The sequence below is a fragment of the Pokkaliibacter plantistimulans genome (genome assembly GCF_003194385.1).
In the GTDB taxonomy this organism is placed as follows: Bacteria; Pseudomonadota; Gammaproteobacteria; order Pseudomonadales; family Balneatricaceae; genus Pokkaliibacter; species Pokkaliibacter plantistimulans.
On the sequence record NZ_LAPT01000013.1, the window covers coordinates 1 to 16,138 of the forward strand.

Sequence of the window (16,138 nt, forward strand, 5' to 3'; positions counted from 1 at the left end):
TCCGATTTGTGCAACAAAGCCCTGCCGCTTGAACGTAGGAAAAGTGGTGAAGTCCAATGTTTTAAAATCCTAATATTGCATTTTTGTTATTCGTGATAACTATATTGCTATATTGGGTTTCTTTTAGTTTTTGTCTATTCCTATATTGTCTGTAGGGATAGTCCTACATTAATAGTTAGATGTTTTTACTTATATTGTGCATTTAAAAATAAGCCGGTATGTAAATAGATAATTTCCATTTCGTAAACAATTGTCAAGGCTGGTGGTGAGCTGGAGAATGAGTGTTAACACATTGAAAATGAAAGATAAAAGTGATTGTTGGAGAGGGGAATGAATAGATTTTAACTATACGGTTAATATTCTTTCTTAATTGATATTGATTAAATCTCTTTGCTATATCTTTACCTGTCGATTGCATTTGATGGTTATTTGTTTCAGATGAAAGCGATTGAGCATACTTCGAATTGCAGTTGCTGCTGCGTAGTGAAGGGTTAAAAGGGGATGGATATGCAGAGTATCAGTGTAATGCCGGTCAGCACCGCTAGTACTAGTGACAGTACGGCAGTGATCAACATTGAAGCGCTATGTCGTACACAAAATGAACGGCTCAAACGTTTTATCCAGAAGCGTATCTGGAATCGGGAAGACGCAGAGGACGTGCTCCAGCTGACCTACCTGGAAGCCATGCGCTGCAAGGACAGATTCAATGGTGGCTCAAAGCCTGAAACCTGGCTCTTTGGTATCGCAGTCAATCTGACCCGTAACTACTTCAAGCGCCACTATGGCCAGCCGCAGCTGGATGAAATGACGGATGCCCTGCTGTCAGAGCTGCAGAGTGAGATCGAAGATGATCCTGGCATGCTGGTAGAGCATGAGCGGATGCTGGATCGTGCAGTCGCTGCCATGGATGATTTGCCCGATGATATCCAGTCCATGTTCCAGCTGATTGTTGATGCTGAGTACAGCTATCAGGACACCGCTGATCATGTCGGTGTACCGATTGGCACCATACGTTCGCGTCTGTCGCGTGCACGTCAGAGTCTCAAGCGGCATATGGAGATGTGAATGGGCGGTATTGTTGAGGCCATCCGCACGTGACGCAGGCTGGCCTCTGATTTATGCAAGTGTGAAAACGACTATAGATAGCTATAGATGGCTATAGATAGAAAGCAGCATCTGAGCATCCAGCTTCATGCTGAAGGCAAGGTGCTTATGCCTGAGGGTGATTCCACACATCCTGATCGCGGAAATAATCCGCCAGAAAATCGACGAAGTAAGTGATCTTGCAGGGCACGTGAGTACGGTGCTGGTAGATGGCATAGATGCCCACCGGTGGCCGACGGTGCTGCGACAAGACTTCTACCAGTGATCCATTGCGCAGATAGGGCAGCACCATAAAATTGGGTTTGGCGATAATACCCGCACCATGGGCAGCTGCTTCACACATGGCCCGTCCATTATTACAGGACATGGTCCACCGGCTTTTCGGCAATGCATTGCCGAATTCACGACCATTCATCACATAACGCAAGGTCTGGTGCTCGCTCAGTTCCTCCGGGGTTTGTGGCGTGCCGTGCTTACGCAGGTAGCGCGGTGCAGCGTAGTGGCTGAGATAGGTGGTACTCAGACGTTTGGCGACCAGCGTTGAGTCAGGTAAGTCACCGATACGGATCGCGACATCCAGCCCTTCATCAATCAGGCTGACAAACTGGTCACTGAGATTGATGTCCAGCTGAATCTTCGGGTGACTTTGCTGAAAGGCGGCAAAAACATTCATCAGATACATGGTAGAGAAATCGATGGGAGCACTGATTTTCAGTATGCCCTGTGGCTCCTTACCTTGTTGCTCGATCATGCTTTCCAGCTCACTGAGGTCGGTCAGAATCTGCTGGCACTTTTTATAGTAGAGCATGCCGATTTCGGTCGGGCTGACTTTGCGCGTGGTGCGGTTGAGCAGCCGTACCTTGAGGTGGGATTCGAGCGCGCTGATTTGTTTGCTGATCTGTGCTGTTGATACACCGAGATCGGTGGCCGCACTGGCGAAACTTTCCAGATCGACAATTCTGCAAAAGCACTGCATGGCATTGAGGGTGTTCATGAGGCGACCTGTAATGCGTGATGCGAAAAAATATTCCAGCCAATATCCATAAAAAAATATCTGCCATCAATTGCGACTCAAGCGTTTAAGTACATTGGAGCTTCCAGTTGCAATATCGCCTTCGACAGATGTAAGGCAATTCCTACATTGGCCAGTGCTATCCCCTCCATTCAAACCACCTGGTCGGATCACGGGCCTGTCAGTGATGGCCGAAGCAGGTGAGATTGTTCAGTAATTGAACGTCAGTAAGGGAACACAGGCCGGTACTCTGACCACCTATTGCCAGCAAGTAACGTTTACATGCTTGCAGGTTAGGTCGGTGTACCGAGTGAAAATCAGGGCACCCATACGACGCAGATCCTGAACACGTCTTGAGCAGCAGGTGGTGGCACATGACTCATCAGCAAGGCGAATTGCACAGCATTGAAGGGGCTAAAGCCACGACGTGTCACCGGCCCGTCCGGCGTTTTGGTTCCCTGCATCTGCTGATCATCGTCGCATCCCTGGCCGGATTGCTGGTCAGCAGCTGCCTTGCTGATACCGCCAGCCGTTCGGTAAAGGCAGCCTACCTCTATAACTTTGCCCTGTTTACGGAATGGCCAGAGCGTATTGGTGCGCCGTTCCGCCTCTGTGTACTGGGTGACTCCTCGATGGATGAGGCACTGCACCGACTGGAGGGTAAACCTGTGCAACAGGGCGCCCAGGTAGAGATAGTCCATACCGAGCTGGATCAGGACTGGAGCAGTTGCCGTATGTTTTTTCTCGACAGCGAGCATCAGGACAACCTCAGTCAGGCATTACACAAGCTGGCATCGTTGCCGGTGCTGACTGTTACTGACGGAGAGGAAGGCGTGCCCCGTGGCTTCATGATCGGGCTGGCCAGCCGGGACAACCGCCTGCAGTTCGACATCAACCTTTATGCGGCACGCAATGTGGGGCTGAACTTTAGCGCCCGCCTGTTGAAGCTGGCCAATGATGTGGCTTCGCGCTAACAGGCCGTTGAGAAACGTTTATGACGCGGTATTCGGTAACGCAGATAGATTTTCAACCGCCTGCTAGCGCCAGAGAGGGAGGTTACATGGCCACCACCGAGACAAAATACCGCACAATCCGCTGGCAACTGGTGATGCTGGGGGTGCGTCTGACCGCACTGGCACTGTCGATTCTGCTGGTGTGTACCCTGAGCTATGAAGTGCTTGGCAAGCGTCAGGCTTTGCTGGCTGACATGCAGGTGAATGCCAGCATTACCGGGCGCAACATTGCCGCTGCCATTGTGTTTGGCGATAAAGGCGATGCGCAGGAGGTACTGTCGGCGCTGGATGTGGTGCCGAGTATCCGTCAGGCATCTGTGTTCCTGCCGGATGGACAATTGCTCGGACATTTTGCACGGGCAAGTGACGCTGCCTGCCAGCCGTTACAGGCAAACGGGCAGGGCTGGCATCTCAGCTGGTGCAGCCTGACACTTTATCACCCTGTGACGTTGCATGAGCAGGTGATCGGCACTCTGGCTGTTGAGTACAGTCTGGCCGCACTGTATCGCAGTCTGGGTTTTGACCTGCTGTTCGGCCTGCTGGCGGTGATTGTCGTGCTGGCAGTCTCACATCAGCTCTGGTGGCGCTTTGCGACCCGCATAACCAGACCCTTGTATCAGCTGTTCCAGCTCACTCAGAAAGTAGAGAAGTATCAGGATTTCAGCCTGCGTGCTGATGTGCTGCCCGATAACGAAGTGGGGCAGCTGGCTCACAGTTTCAACCGGATGATGGGGCAGCTGCAGCGTCATCACTCGCGTCTGAGTGAAGAACTTGAGCAACGTAAGCTGGCGGAGTTCAGGCTTAATCAGCTGGCTTATTACGATAACGTTACCTCTCTGCACAATCGCCATTACTTCAAGGAAAAGCTGGAAGAGGTTGTTCTTCAGGCCGAGCATCAGTCGGGCAGCTGTGCGGTACTGTTTATCGATCTGGATGGCTTCAAGAAGATCAATGACACCCTCGGCCATGAAGCCGGTGATGATCTGTTGCGATTGGTGGCTGAGCGCCTGCAGTCTAGTGTTCGTGGCAATGACATGGTGTGCCGACTGGGTGGTGATGAATTTGCCATCATCATTCAGCATCAGGCCAGCAGCTCTCAGCTGGAGTATCTGGGCAATCGTCTGCTTGAGGTGATGTCGCCGTCTTTTAACGTGGCGAACACCAAGGTATTTGTCACGGCCAGTATCGGTGCCTGCCTTTACCCTGAGCAAGCCAGGGATAAACACTCACTGGTGCGGTATGCCGATATGGCCATGTATCAGGCCAAGGAGCAGGGCAAGAATGCCTATTGTCTTTACCTGCCGGGCAGCGTTGACGACATGGATATCAAGTTCCGCCTTGAGCATGACCTGCACGATGCCATCCAGCAGCGTCAGCTGGTACTTGAATATCAGCCGCTGTACGGTTCACAGAATCATGAGCTGATTGGTTTTGAAGCGCTGTTACGCTGGCGCCACCCTGAGCTTGGCGCCATTGCGCCCAGTGAGTTTATCGGCATTGCTGAGGACTGCGGCCTGATTATCCCCATCGGTGAATGGGTGTTAACCGAAGTCTGCACTCAGCTGACTGAGTGGCAGAAGATCAAGCCAGACCTGCGGGTCAGTATCAATTTATCGGGCTATCAGCTTCGCAATGAAGCGGCCATGGCCAGCCTCTGTGCCACTCTGGAGCACTTTGCCCTGCCGGAAGGCAGCATTGAGCTGGAGCTGACTGAAGGCTCCCTGCTGGAAACCACCGAAGTGATGCGTACCCGGCTGCAGCAGTTGCTGCGGGTGGGCTTCCTGCTGGCCATTGATGATTTCGGCACCGGCTACTCTTCGCTGTCCTATCTGCACTGCTTCCCCTTCAATCGCATCAAGGTGGACCGCAGCTTTGTCTCCCGTCTGAACAACGGCCGGGAAAGTCTGGCCCTGATCAAAGCCGTGGTTGCGATTGGCGAGGCATTGAATATGGAAGTTATTGCGGAAGGGGTGGAAGACGAGATGCAGGCCAAATTGCTGCGCGATATTGGCTGTGACCAGATGCAAGGCTACTTCTTCAGTCGCCCGGTACCTGCCATGCAAGCTACCCAGATTCTGATAGCAAGAAATCGTTCAGCTGATCATGAGCGGGTGAGAAGTGGTGTGCGGGCATAAGGATGTGTCCGGCGTGGGAGCAGCGACTGCCGGACACGTCAGCGCTGCTATCACATCCTACAGCGTGATGCCTCGGTACATGAGGCAAGGCCGGTAACGCGCCTTGCTTTCTGCTGTTCAGAGGCTGAGTCTACTAGCACGAGGGCTGAGCGCTCTCTTTTCCTGATGCTTTTTTTCCTGACAGTGGGACGACTTTTCGTGATAGAGAGACGACTCTTCGTGATAGAGAGACGACACTTTCTGATAGCGGGACAACGCAACTGGCGACAAAGAAAACCACTATAAAGAGGCAAAATCCAGACAGGTCGCCAGACGGGTAAACCCCTGCTCATTCAATTCCAGACGCAATGCCAGCTCACAGGCGCCAACAGGCTGATGATTCACTTTGCGGCTGAATTGATAGACCCACTCGACCCACTGCTCATCCGTTGCCAGCGCTGTCGCATCGCTATTGCAGCTGTTGATGACCACCAGCAAACGCAATGACGTTACCCGGATCACCAGCGTATGGAACCATTCGCGCAGGCTGAGGCCGTAGTCCTGACCAGCCGAGGTGCTGGACAACAGAGGAAAGCCGGTGCGGGTGATTTCTGCGGCGGTATAGCGTTGCAGTCGCTGATCCATCGCTTTGCTGAACTGAGCGTAGTAGTGCTGATAACGCGGTTGCAGACAGAACTCAGGTTGTCCCTGGGTTGGCAGTACATCAAACGCATTGAGGACGCCCTGGCGCATGCTTTCCGGCGTAGCGGGTTGATCCAGTTGCTCCAGCAGGACTGTAAGTAGCAAAGTGGAAGAGCAGGCTGCATCCGCACTACTGGCTGGCTGCCATTCAACAGAGCTGTCGAGCAGCATGCGCCACTGGGTCACTGGCTGCTGCTCCATCGCTTCCACTTGCAGGGCTAACCGCTGCAGCACCTCTGGCAGACTCCGCTCGCTAGCCAGTATCTGGTCAATCAGCGCAGCCTGTAGCTGCTGCCAATGGCAGGCATCCAGCCCATGAGCCTGTTGCTGCGTCAGCCCGTGCCCTTGCTGATGATGGTCGGGCAATACACTGTCAACCAGTGCGAAAGGGCGAGCGTCTGTCAGGCACTTGCGGGCAACTTCCGGACAACTGAGGGTACCTGCCTTGGTCTGGAAGCTGTCGAAGGCGCGATACATGCGGGGGTAGTTCATGCAGGTGTCAGGCAGTAGGGCTTCACTGTAGTCGCGGTGAATGGCACAAAGGCCATCATCAAGTGCCGGACACTCTGCCTTGACGCGGTTCATGTGATAACCCGCTTCATCTTTGGCAATAATGTCGTACAGGGGCGGGTAGCTGTGCTGATACAGTCTGGCGCGCTGTTCATCGATAGCTACTCGCCAGTCATGGCAGCAGTTATCCGGGCAGCGGTCTGCCAGGCAACGAAACTCTTCGATATAGGCAAAGGCCAGAGTGGTGGGCTGCGCCATGATTTTCCCTCAGTCTGCATGACTTTGATGCCTTGAGTGGCATAAATACCTGACTGAGTTCGGTTTCGGTAGTTGAGTTTGCGTGGCTAAAAAAACGGGCCCGATGAAAAGCATCGGGCCCGCAAAGGGTGATAACTGCCTGTTCTGAAAGGCGTAGTGTGGAGGCTTCAATTACCAGCCACGGTAATCCTTGACGTTGTCTTTGTTGACCAGTTCAGCCGGAATCAGGATGACCTGCTGGTCAGGCATTTTGCCGTTGAGCATGTCGTATCCCACTTCAACAGCTTTTTCCGCCATCAGGTTGGGGAACTGGGCTGCGGTGGCCACCAGCATGGATTCGGGTTTCTTCAGGGCTTCTTGGGCGACCGGTGCACCATCGACACTGGTGATGATGAAGTCGCTGCGGCGTGCCTGCTTGGCGGCCAGTTCCGCACCGATAGCGGTTGGGTCATTGATAGCAAAGACGCCTTTCAGCTTGGGGTAGGCGGTGAGCAATGAGGTCATTTTCTCCAGCCCGCCTTCACGGCTGCCACCTGCGTTCTGCTTATCTGACAGCAGCTTGATATCGGGGTATTTGCTCAGCACGTTCTTGCAGCCGTCAACGCGATCAACCACAGCAGAAACGGGTGGGCCGTTGATGATCACCACGTCACCCTTGTATTCCATTTTCTTGGCCAGGTACTCACAGGCAATATCGCCAGCCTGAACGTTGTTGGTGGTAATGGTGGCATCGGCACCTTCGGCCGCTACATCGACCGCCAGTACCTTGATACCGGCCGCCTTGGCACGTATCACGGCTGGGGCAATCCCTTTCGGATCAGCAGCAGAAATCAGAATCAGGTCGACTTTTTTGGCGATAAAGTCGTCAATCTGGCTGACCTGACGCTGCAGATCGTAGGCGCTGGACACCACGGTCACCTTAACGTTGTCACCGCCGAGTTCTTTGGCTTTCTTTTCCGCGCCCTTGGCAATCTGCACGAAGAAGGGGTTACCCAAGTCAGAGACTGACAAGCCGATGGATTTCAGCTCGGTGGCGTGAGCAGCGGTGATGCCAAGGCTGGCAGCAAATACGGCAGCGACACTGGTTTTTAGCATTTTTTTCATCGTGTACGTTCTCGTTCAGGGGATTGCTCGTTGGATCGAAAGGGGGGCTCCGGTGAGGGCGTTGTGTACGCTCTCAGGTGCGGGCACCCGAGGAGCTGCGATACTTGTCGAGGATCACAGCGAGGATAATGACAGCTCCTTTAATGACGAGCTGCCAGAAGTAAGACACATCCATCAGTACCAGTCCATTGTTGAGGGTGGCGATGATCAGTGCGCCAATCAGGGTGCCAATGATGGTGCCGACACCGCCGACAAAGCTGGTCCCGCCAAGAATCACCGCGGCGATGGCATCCAGCTCATAGCCGATCCCCAGATTGCCGTTGGCACTGTACAGGCGTGAGGCGCTCATCAACCCGCCCAGGGCAGAGAACAGACCACTGATGGCATAGACGAACAGCAGAATGCCACCGACCTTGATACCGGTCAGACGGGCCGCCTGCATGTTGCCGCCGACGGCATAGATGCGCACGCCGAGCACGGTGTGGTGCAGAATCAGCCAGCTGACCAGAATGACGGCCAGCGCAATGATGACCAGCCAGGGGAAGGGGCCAAGATAATCGTTACCGATCCAGGCAAAGCTGATGTCGGCATTGAACAGGGTCTGGCCGTCTGCCAGCAGGTAGGCCACCCCACGCAGGGCGGTAAAGGAACCCAGGGTAACGATAAAGGGTGGCAACCCGACAAAGGCAATCAGCAGACCATTGGCAAGGCCCATGCCCAGACCCGTCAGCAGGGTAAGGGGGACGCTCCATCCGGCAAATCCGGGGTCAAGGCTCAGAGCGAGGGCGACCACAGCGGAGGAGCCGAGAATGGCGCCGACCGACAGATCGATTCCCCCCGTCAGAATGACGAAGGTCATGCCTGCGGCCAGCACAATATTGATGGAAGCCTGCCGGGCGATATTGAGCAGGTTGTCCTGAGTCAGGAAGTTTTCAGACATCAGCGAGAAGATCAGCGCCAGGATGATCAGCACCGGTAGGATGCCCATCGCCCGCATGATGTTTTTCAGCTCGCGTGGTTTCCCGGGCTGAGCCGTGCTGGTCAGTGTTGTTGTATTCATAGGTGACTCCGTAACGCAGGGAATTCGGTTCAGGCCGCGGTAGCCAGTGCCATGATGGCTTCCTGAGTGGTATTGCCCGGCAGCTCACCGGCGATATGGCCATCGCGCATGACCAGTACCCGGTCACTCATGGCCAGAATTTCCGGTAACTCACTGGAAATCATCAGCACCGCCACTCCACGCAGGGCCAGCTCACTGATGGCCCGGTAGATTTCACTCTTGGCGCCGATATCTACACCGCGGGTTGGCTCATCGAGAATCAGCACTTTGGGGGCGATTTCCATCCAGCGTGCCACCAGCAATTTCTGCTGATTGCCGCCAGACAGCGAGCCTGCGCTGACGTTGCGATGGGCAACCTTGACCTTAAGCTCGTCAATACATTCGTCAGCGCGCTGATTGAGGCGGGGATGTTTGAGCCATCCCAGCCAGGCGAAACTCGGCAGCACGTTGAGCAGCATGTTGTCGCGAGCGCTCATATCGAGGAACAGGCCCAGCTCCTTGCGGTCTTCGGTGAGATAGCCAATGCCTGCGTTGATGGCATCCTGCGGATGTCTGAACTGCATGGTCCGGCCCTGCATGGAGAGCGAACCGGCACTGGCCTTGCTTGCACCAAAGATCAGTTTTGCCAGCTCGGTGCGGCCTGAACCCACCAGACCGGCCAGACCGACCACTTCACCTGCGCGAAGGCTGAGCGAGCAGGGAGCGACGTCAGTCCCGTCGGTCAGACCATCGATCTGCAGCACGGTGTCGCCAAAGGCGTGAGGCTGGCTTTTCTGATACAGCGAGGTGAGCGGGCGGCCAACCATCATCTGTACCAGGCGTTCAGCATCAATCTGCTGCTTTTCCAGGGTGCCAATGTAGGTGCCGTCGCGCAGAACGCTGACCCGGTCAGCCAGAGCGTAGATTTCAGCCATACGGTGGCTGATGTAGACGATGGCCAGTCCCTGATCGCGCAGCTGGCGGATCACCCGGAACAGAGCCTCGGTTTCGCGGTTGGAAAGTGCAGCGGTGGGTTCGTCCATCACCAGCACCCGGCACTGCCGTAACAGCGCCCGGGCGATTTCCACCTGTTGCTGTTCTGCGATGGACAGGCTGGCGACCTTGCTGTCGGCAGCAAAGCTGCAGGACAGGCGCTGCAGTACCTGCGTGGCTTCGCGGTTCATGGCGGCGCGATCTACGCGCCAGCCTTTTTTCAGCTCGGCACCGAGAAACAGGTTCTCCGCCACGGTGAGATTGGGGGAAAGTTTGATTTCCTGATGGATGATGGAAATGCCAGCCGCGATGGCATCGGCGGGGCCTTTCAGCTGGCAGGCCTTGCCATCCAGCAGGATGCTGCCTTCATCAGCCTGATACACGCCGGACAGGACTTTCATCAGCGTGCTTTTGCCTGCGCCGTTCTCGCCCATTAATGCCAGGATTTCCCCCGGATAGAGTTGCAGATCCACACCCTTGAGGGCATGTACTGCGCCGAAGCGTTTGCCGATGTTTTGCATCACCAGCAGCGGGGTCGGTTCGGCAGGAGTCGGTATCGCCGCGTGCATCTCGGCCTCCGGTCAGTTGTTCTTGAAATTGTTTTCTGATGGAGGGGATTACACAGGGCTTATGTGAATGGCAGATTTGATCCGGGCGTAGGCCCGTTAACATTTGAAATATTCGTGACTGGAGATATTGGTGATTGTGAAGGGCAGAGAGGCGGTCTTTTCCGCAAATATTGATCGATTCTATTCTGACCCTATGAGTACAATCGGCGAGGGGCCGACGGTACAAAGGTTGCGATGGCTGCCGTCACGACCACCGAGCAAGATCACTGTGAGTAGTTATTCTTTATTCAACAATCAGGCAGGTGACCACAGATGAAATTAGTCAGTACCAGCTTCAAGCATGGGGATGCGATCCCACCCCGTTTTGCCTTTGGAAAGATGGACCCGAACAGCCATGTGGCGCTGTCCGACAATGTGAATCCCCATATGGCCTGGAGTGATGCACCTGCGGGCACTCAATCCTTTGTGCTGGTCTGCCACGATTACGATGTGCCGAGCAAGGGAGATGACGTCAATCAGGAAGGCAAGGTTGTGCCTGCTTCATTACCTCGGGTCGACTTCTTTCACTGGTTGCTGCTGGATATTCCCGCCACGATGAATGAGATTACCGAAGGCAGCCAGAGTGCGGGTATTACTGCCCGCGGCAAGGCTGGCCCCGCTGCTGCGGAAGGGTTGCGCCATGGCATCAACGACTACACGGCCTGGTTCCATGGTGATGCGGATATGGGCGGCACCTATTATGGCTACGATGGCCCCTGCCCACCCTGGAATGATGAGATCCTCCACCATTACGTCTTCACGGTTTATGCGCTGGACGTACCCAGTATCGAAGTCAAAGGCAGCCTGACGGGGCAGAACATACTGGATGCACTGGACGGTCATATTCTGGGGCTGGCCAGCATGGAAGGGACCTACACCCTGAACCCGGCAGTGGCGGGGTAAGGTCTGGTACCTGGGCGGGCCTGACTGGAGATACCATTCATCCAGGTCGTTCTTACATAAAAAGGGGAAGCTTATGCTTAATGCCAGTCAGTTTAGCCTAACAGCTTGACCTTTTGCGCCCTGAAACGAAAATCCGATGCTTGTTTTGAGCATCGGATTTTTTATGCGACTTTCCCGCGCCTTGGCACTGACTCACGAAGTGGCTTCTGCTACTCACTCCCTTGACGAGCTGGGGGCGCTGCTTGATCCAGAGCTGGTCAGCACCGCACTGGAAACGGCGGGAGTGGCGACCCTGCGTAAGCGACGTCTCCCCCTTGAAGCCATGATCTGGTGTGTGATCGCCATGGCGTTGTTTCGCCGGATGTCAGCCTGGGATGCCGCGAGCCGTATGGACATCATGCTGCCAGGGCAAAGGCCATTGGTCGCGCCCAGTGCCATCGTGCAAGGTCGCCAGCGCTTGGGCAGTGCTGCGGTGCGAGAAGTCTTTTCCCTGACTCAACAACGCTGGCATGCCAGCGCTAATCACCCCACGTGGGCCGGTTTGCGCTTGCTCAGTGTCGATGGCGTGGTCTGGCGCACGCCGGATACGGACGACAACCGCAAGCACTATGGCAGCGCCAGTAATCAGCATGGCGATACCGGCTATCCCCAAGTTCGCATGGTCTGCCAGATGGAGCTGACCAGCCACATGCTGGTGAGTAGCGCTTTTGCCGGTTACCACAGCAACGAGATGAAACTGGCCGGACAACTGATCGACAGTACACCCGATCACTCGCTGACCTTGTTCGACCGTGGTTTCTATTCACTGGGGTTACTTCATCGCTGGCAACAGACAGGCACTCAGCGCCATTGGCTACTGCTGCTGCGCAAGGATGCTCACTACGAGGTGCTGCGTAAGTTAGGGCGCCACGATGCCATCGTCTCGCTAAAGACCTCGCCGCAGGCGCGTAAACAATGGCCCGACCTGCCAGACACGCTACAGGCTCGGTTATTAAGCAAGACCATCAAGGGCAAAGTGCGGCAGGTACTGACATCGATGATCGATCCTCTGCACTTCCCACCCGACGACATCGTGGAGCTGTACAGCCAGCGTTGGGAAATCGAACTGGGCTATCGAGAAATGAAGCAAGGCATGCTCGCGGGTCACTACACCCTGCGAAGTAAAACGCCGGAGATGATTGAACAAGAACTGTGGGGCGTACTACTGGGGTACAACCTGCTGCGTTATCAAATGCTGGAAATGAGTCGCCACTGCCCTGGCATCTACCCTTGTGAAATGAGCTTCACCGCTTGCACCTGGGCGATTCTGGGCTTCTTGAACGGGGTCTCTTTGAGGCATCCTGGCAACATCCCTCGCTACCTGGCCGAACTACAGGCCTCGGCTATGCACTACGTCCTGCCTCATCGACGTGAGGATCGCAGTTATCCGCGGGTGGTCAAACCCAAGCCGTCCAAGTATCCGACCAGAAATAAAAATGCCAGTCAGCTTAACTGACTGGCATTAAGCTTATGCTTCCTCATTTTGTTACTGATCAGGCCGTCTGGCCGCGCGCATTGCCTGTTTTGAGCAGAGAGTAGCGGGTAAACCGGTACGGATCGCCCACAGGTTCGCGGGCCACGCGCTGCGGCTGCTGAAAGGCAGTTTCCATTCCATCCTTACATGGCGGTTCTGTCCCCAGGGACGTTGCTCAATACTGGTATTTATACCGTTATCTATTGTCGATTTTCATTCGATGACATGGCGAGGTGTCTGGAGACAAGTTAATCAGGCAAAAGACAATGTCTGCGTAGCAGGTGAAGGGCGCTTTCTGACAAGTCGGCGTTGGTCTCCGACATGTGTTAAGGGGAGAAGTGGGATTTATCCGGACTGAAAATGAGATGTACTAAAAATACTAAAATACATAGTAAGTATTTTATTCGTCCTGCCAGGTAAACACGCTGCGGCCCCACCCCGTGCAAAGCTGCTTGCCAGATTGAGGTTGCCCTTGCCGGAATATCTGGCAAGGGCAGGGAAGAGGTAGAAGGGCCGAGTGCGCTCGGGTTGAGGCAGATCCAGCTCGGCCATTAACTCCTTCAAGATCGGTGGCATACCATGCGGCTTGACACCTTTGCATCCCGTTTTGCCGGGGTTGTCTGTCATCTCTCCGGCTGTGACTGGCTGCACTGCCTCATGATAGGAATTGGTATTCAGCGGCGAGAGGTGCGGATCAGCCCAGCGACGCACAGTAGTGAGCGGCGCAGCCTGACATAGTCCATTGTTCTACCTATTGATTTATCGGTAATTCTTGCCTGTTTATATTCTGGTGATGGTGCTCTATAGCGTGGGTGGTCAATTGCGAACGAAACAGGCAATCTGGCCAGATCGCTCAGCAGGAAATAAGCGAACGCGGATCAGAAAAAATAGCCCGACAGGGGGCTAGGCAAATCGGCTGGCACAGGTGTAGGGTGTTGCCTCAGGTCACCGCTGTGTGACCGCGTCGCTCGGACGGTTCCGGGCGCTTACGTATGTCGAGGACAACATGGCTAAAGATTCTTCCGTACCCCCAGTACGTCGTTTTTCCCGTATTGATCGTCTTCCCCCCTATGTATTCAACATCACTGCTGAACTGAAAATGGCTGCCCGTCGTCGTGGCGAAGACATTATCGATTTCAGCATGGGCAACCCAGACGGCCCGACGCCTCCTCATATCGTCGAGAAGCTGTGTACGGTTGCGCAACGGGAAGACACCCACGGTTACTCTACCTCCCGTGGTATTCCTCGCCTGCGTCGTGCTATTTCCCGCTGGTATGCTGACCGCTATCAGGTTGATATCGACCCTGAAGAAGAAGCTATTGTCACCATTGGTTCAAAAGAAGGGCTGGCGCACCTGATGCTGGCGACCCTTGACCATGGCGACACGGTGCTGGTGCCCAATCCCAGCTATCCGATCCATATCTACGGCGCGGTTATTGCCGGTGCGCAGGTGCGCTCAGTACCTCTGATTCCCGGTGTCGATTTCTTTGTGGAGCTCGAAAGGGCCATCCGTGAGTCGATCCCCAAACCGAAAATGATGATCCTCGGTTTCCCCTCCAACCCCACGGCCCAGTGCGTCGAGCTGGAATTTTTCGAGCGTGTGGTCGCGCTGGCCAAGCAATATGGGGTGCTGGTGGTGCATGATCTGGCCTATGCCGACATCGTTTACGATGGCTGGAAAGCGCCTTCTATCATGCAGGTACCGGGCGCCAAGGATGTGGCCGTGGAGTTCTTCACCCTGTCGAAGAGCTACAACATGGCCGGCTGGCGTATCGGTTTCATGGTGGGTAACAAAGAGCTGGTGCAGGCTCTGGCGCGGATCAAGAGTTACCACGACTACGGCACATTCACGCCCCTGCAGGTAGCCGCCATTGCTGCCCTGGAAGGGGACCAGCAGTGTGTGCGGGATATCGCCGAGCAGTATCGCCTGCGCCGCAACACCATGGTGAAAGGGCTGCACGAGGCCGGCTGGATGGTGGATAACCCCAAAGCTTCCATGTATGTCTGGGCCAAAATTCCTGAACCTTATCTGCACCTGGGGTCACTAGAGTTTGCCAAGAAGCTACTGGCCGAAGCCAAAGTCTGTGTCTCACCCGGTATCGGTTTTGGTGACTACGGCGATGACTACGTGCGCTTTGCGCTGATCGAAAATCAGGACCGTATTCGTCAGGCCGTCAGGGGCATCAAAGCGATGTTCCGTGCTGACGGGCTGGTCAAGCCGGAACAGAAGGCCAAACCCGAGGTTCATAAAGAGCCTGGCGAAGCCTGATAACCCCATCCGTTACAGATAACAGAATGCCCTGAGGGATTTCCCTCGGGGTATTTTTGTTTCTGGTGGATCAATAACGGGCATTGCTCAGGGCTGAAAGCGATTGTCCAGCCGCATCAGGGTAACAATCCGACATCTATCTGTTGCCTGCCTTTTTTGGGTAAAAGGGCAGTAAAATGCCGCGGAGCTGATTGGATTCAGCAGCAGGCTGCTTGAAAATCCTGCACTGCGGCGTTATCGAACCTGTCGCTGATGTTTGTGCGTTGCTTGCACGGTCTCTGTATGAGCCGTCGGTTTGTGATGACAAGGATCTGCTGGGGTAGAGGTGTACTCCGAGGACACCACGGACAGCCCAGATCACTGCATCAACTCACTGTCTTTTTGTAAGACATATTTCCCGATTGTTAGAAGATAAGCAGACCATACAATAAGCAACTTATACTAAATTGCCGTTCCTTCTGGTCTTGTTGCTGACGTGCAGCACGGGGAAACGGATGAGCAGTAGAAGCACACCTATGAAGTTGAATGACCAAAGCATCGGTTTCCTGATCGGTGACATCTCACGCCATATGCGGCGTATGTTCCAGAAACGCCTTACCGACAGCCCCTTCACTACTGCACAGGCCAAGGTGCTGGTGCATCTGTCGCGCAACGAAGGGTTGCGTCAGGTGGATCTGGCCGAGTTGATGGAAGTTCAGCCTATTACGCTGGCACGCCTGATTGACCAGCTATCGGAAGCCGGGCTGGTTGAACGTCGCCCTGACCCGGATGACCGTCGAGCCTACCGACTGCATCTGCTGGAGAAGGCCACACCTCATCTGGAAATGATTGATCAACTTATTGCAGAAGTGACCCAGCATGCACTCAAGGGCCTCGACCACATTCAGGTCGGTATGGTCATGGAAGCGCTGCAGGTCATGCGTAATAACGTTAACAACCGCTGATTTGTATCACCCGGCGCAAGTGGGCACCTGCGCTGTCGTCCTCGGAGTGTGT

At 54.7% G+C, this 16,138-nt stretch carries 12 protein-coding genes; 7 read left to right on the plus strand and 5 right to left on the minus strand.

From position 1 onward, the window contains the following. Nucleotides 1-507 precede the first annotated feature (507 nt). Entirely contained in the window at nt 508-1,065 is a 558-nt protein-coding gene (locus tag WH50_RS03525) for an RNA polymerase sigma factor (RefSeq protein WP_243409983.1), read from the plus strand. Between the two features lie 145 nt (nt 1,066-1,210). On the opposite strand, the gene WH50_RS03530 is transcribed toward WH50_RS03525, so the two are convergent. Continuing rightward, entirely contained in the window at nt 1,211-2,098 is an 888-nt protein-coding gene (locus WH50_RS03530; RefSeq protein ID WP_110186061.1) for a LysR family transcriptional regulator, read from the minus strand. Nucleotides 2,099-2,490: 392 nt separating this feature from the next. Here WH50_RS03530 and WH50_RS03535 point away from each other — a divergent pair, with 392 nt between their 5' ends. Next, nucleotides 2,491-3,090 (plus strand): YfiR family protein, encoded by a 600-nt coding sequence (locus WH50_RS03535; protein ID WP_110186062.1) that lies wholly within the window; start codon nt 2,491-2,493, stop codon nt 3,088-3,090. Between the two features lie 86 nt (nt 3,091-3,176). Next, entirely contained in the window at nt 3,177-5,264 is a 2,088-nt protein-coding gene (locus WH50_RS03540) for a putative bifunctional diguanylate cyclase/phosphodiesterase (RefSeq protein WP_165838294.1), read from the plus strand. Nucleotides 5,265-5,543: 279 nt separating this feature from the next. Here WH50_RS03540 and fliB read toward each other — a convergent pair whose 3' ends face one another. From fliB to WH50_RS03560, 4 genes are all read right to left on the minus strand, one after another. Continuing rightward, on the minus strand, nt 5,544-6,713 hold the full coding sequence (gene fliB, locus WH50_RS03545) for a flagellin lysine-N-methylase (RefSeq protein WP_110186064.1): 1,170 nt from the start codon (nt 6,711-6,713) through the stop codon (nt 5,544-5,546). Nucleotides 6,714-6,884: 171 nt separating this feature from the next. Further along, complete coding sequence (locus tag WH50_RS03550) at nt 6,885-7,817, minus strand: ABC transporter substrate-binding protein (protein WP_207780163.1); 933 nt, start codon at nt 7,815-7,817, stop codon at nt 6,885-6,887. Between the two features lie 73 nt (nt 7,818-7,890). Then, nucleotides 7,891-8,877 (minus strand): ABC transporter permease subunit, encoded by a 987-nt coding sequence (locus WH50_RS03555; RefSeq protein WP_110186065.1) that lies wholly within the window; start codon nt 8,875-8,877, stop codon nt 7,891-7,893. Between the two features lie 29 nt (nt 8,878-8,906). Further along, nucleotides 8,907-10,418 (minus strand): sugar ABC transporter ATP-binding protein, encoded by a 1,512-nt coding sequence (locus WH50_RS03560; RefSeq protein WP_110186066.1) that lies wholly within the window; start codon nt 10,416-10,418, stop codon nt 8,907-8,909. 312 nt (nt 10,419-10,730) lie between these two features. Here WH50_RS03560 and WH50_RS03565 point away from each other — a divergent pair, with 312 nt between their 5' ends. The 4 genes from WH50_RS03565 (at nt 10,731) to WH50_RS03585 (ending at nt 16,086) form a co-directional block, all read left to right on the plus strand. Next, nucleotides 10,731-11,360 (plus strand): YbhB/YbcL family Raf kinase inhibitor-like protein, encoded by a 630-nt coding sequence (locus WH50_RS03565; protein WP_110186067.1) that lies wholly within the window; start codon nt 10,731-10,733, stop codon nt 11,358-11,360. A gap of 163 nt (nt 11,361-11,523) precedes the next feature. Continuing rightward, entirely contained in the window at nt 11,524-12,855 is a 1,332-nt protein-coding gene (locus WH50_RS03570) for an IS4 family transposase (protein WP_110186068.1), read from the plus strand. A 1,024-nt stretch (nt 12,856-13,879) separates the two neighbouring features. Next, nucleotides 13,880-15,142 (plus strand): alanine transaminase, encoded by a 1,263-nt coding sequence (alaC, locus tag WH50_RS03580; protein WP_110186070.1) that lies wholly within the window; start codon nt 13,880-13,882, stop codon nt 15,140-15,142. 515 nt (nt 15,143-15,657) lie between these two features. Continuing rightward, a complete protein-coding gene (locus tag WH50_RS03585) occupies nt 15,658-16,086 on the plus strand; it encodes a MarR family winged helix-turn-helix transcriptional regulator (RefSeq protein ID WP_110186071.1) in 429 nt (142 codons plus the stop codon). Nucleotides 16,087-16,138: the final 52 nt, after the last annotated feature.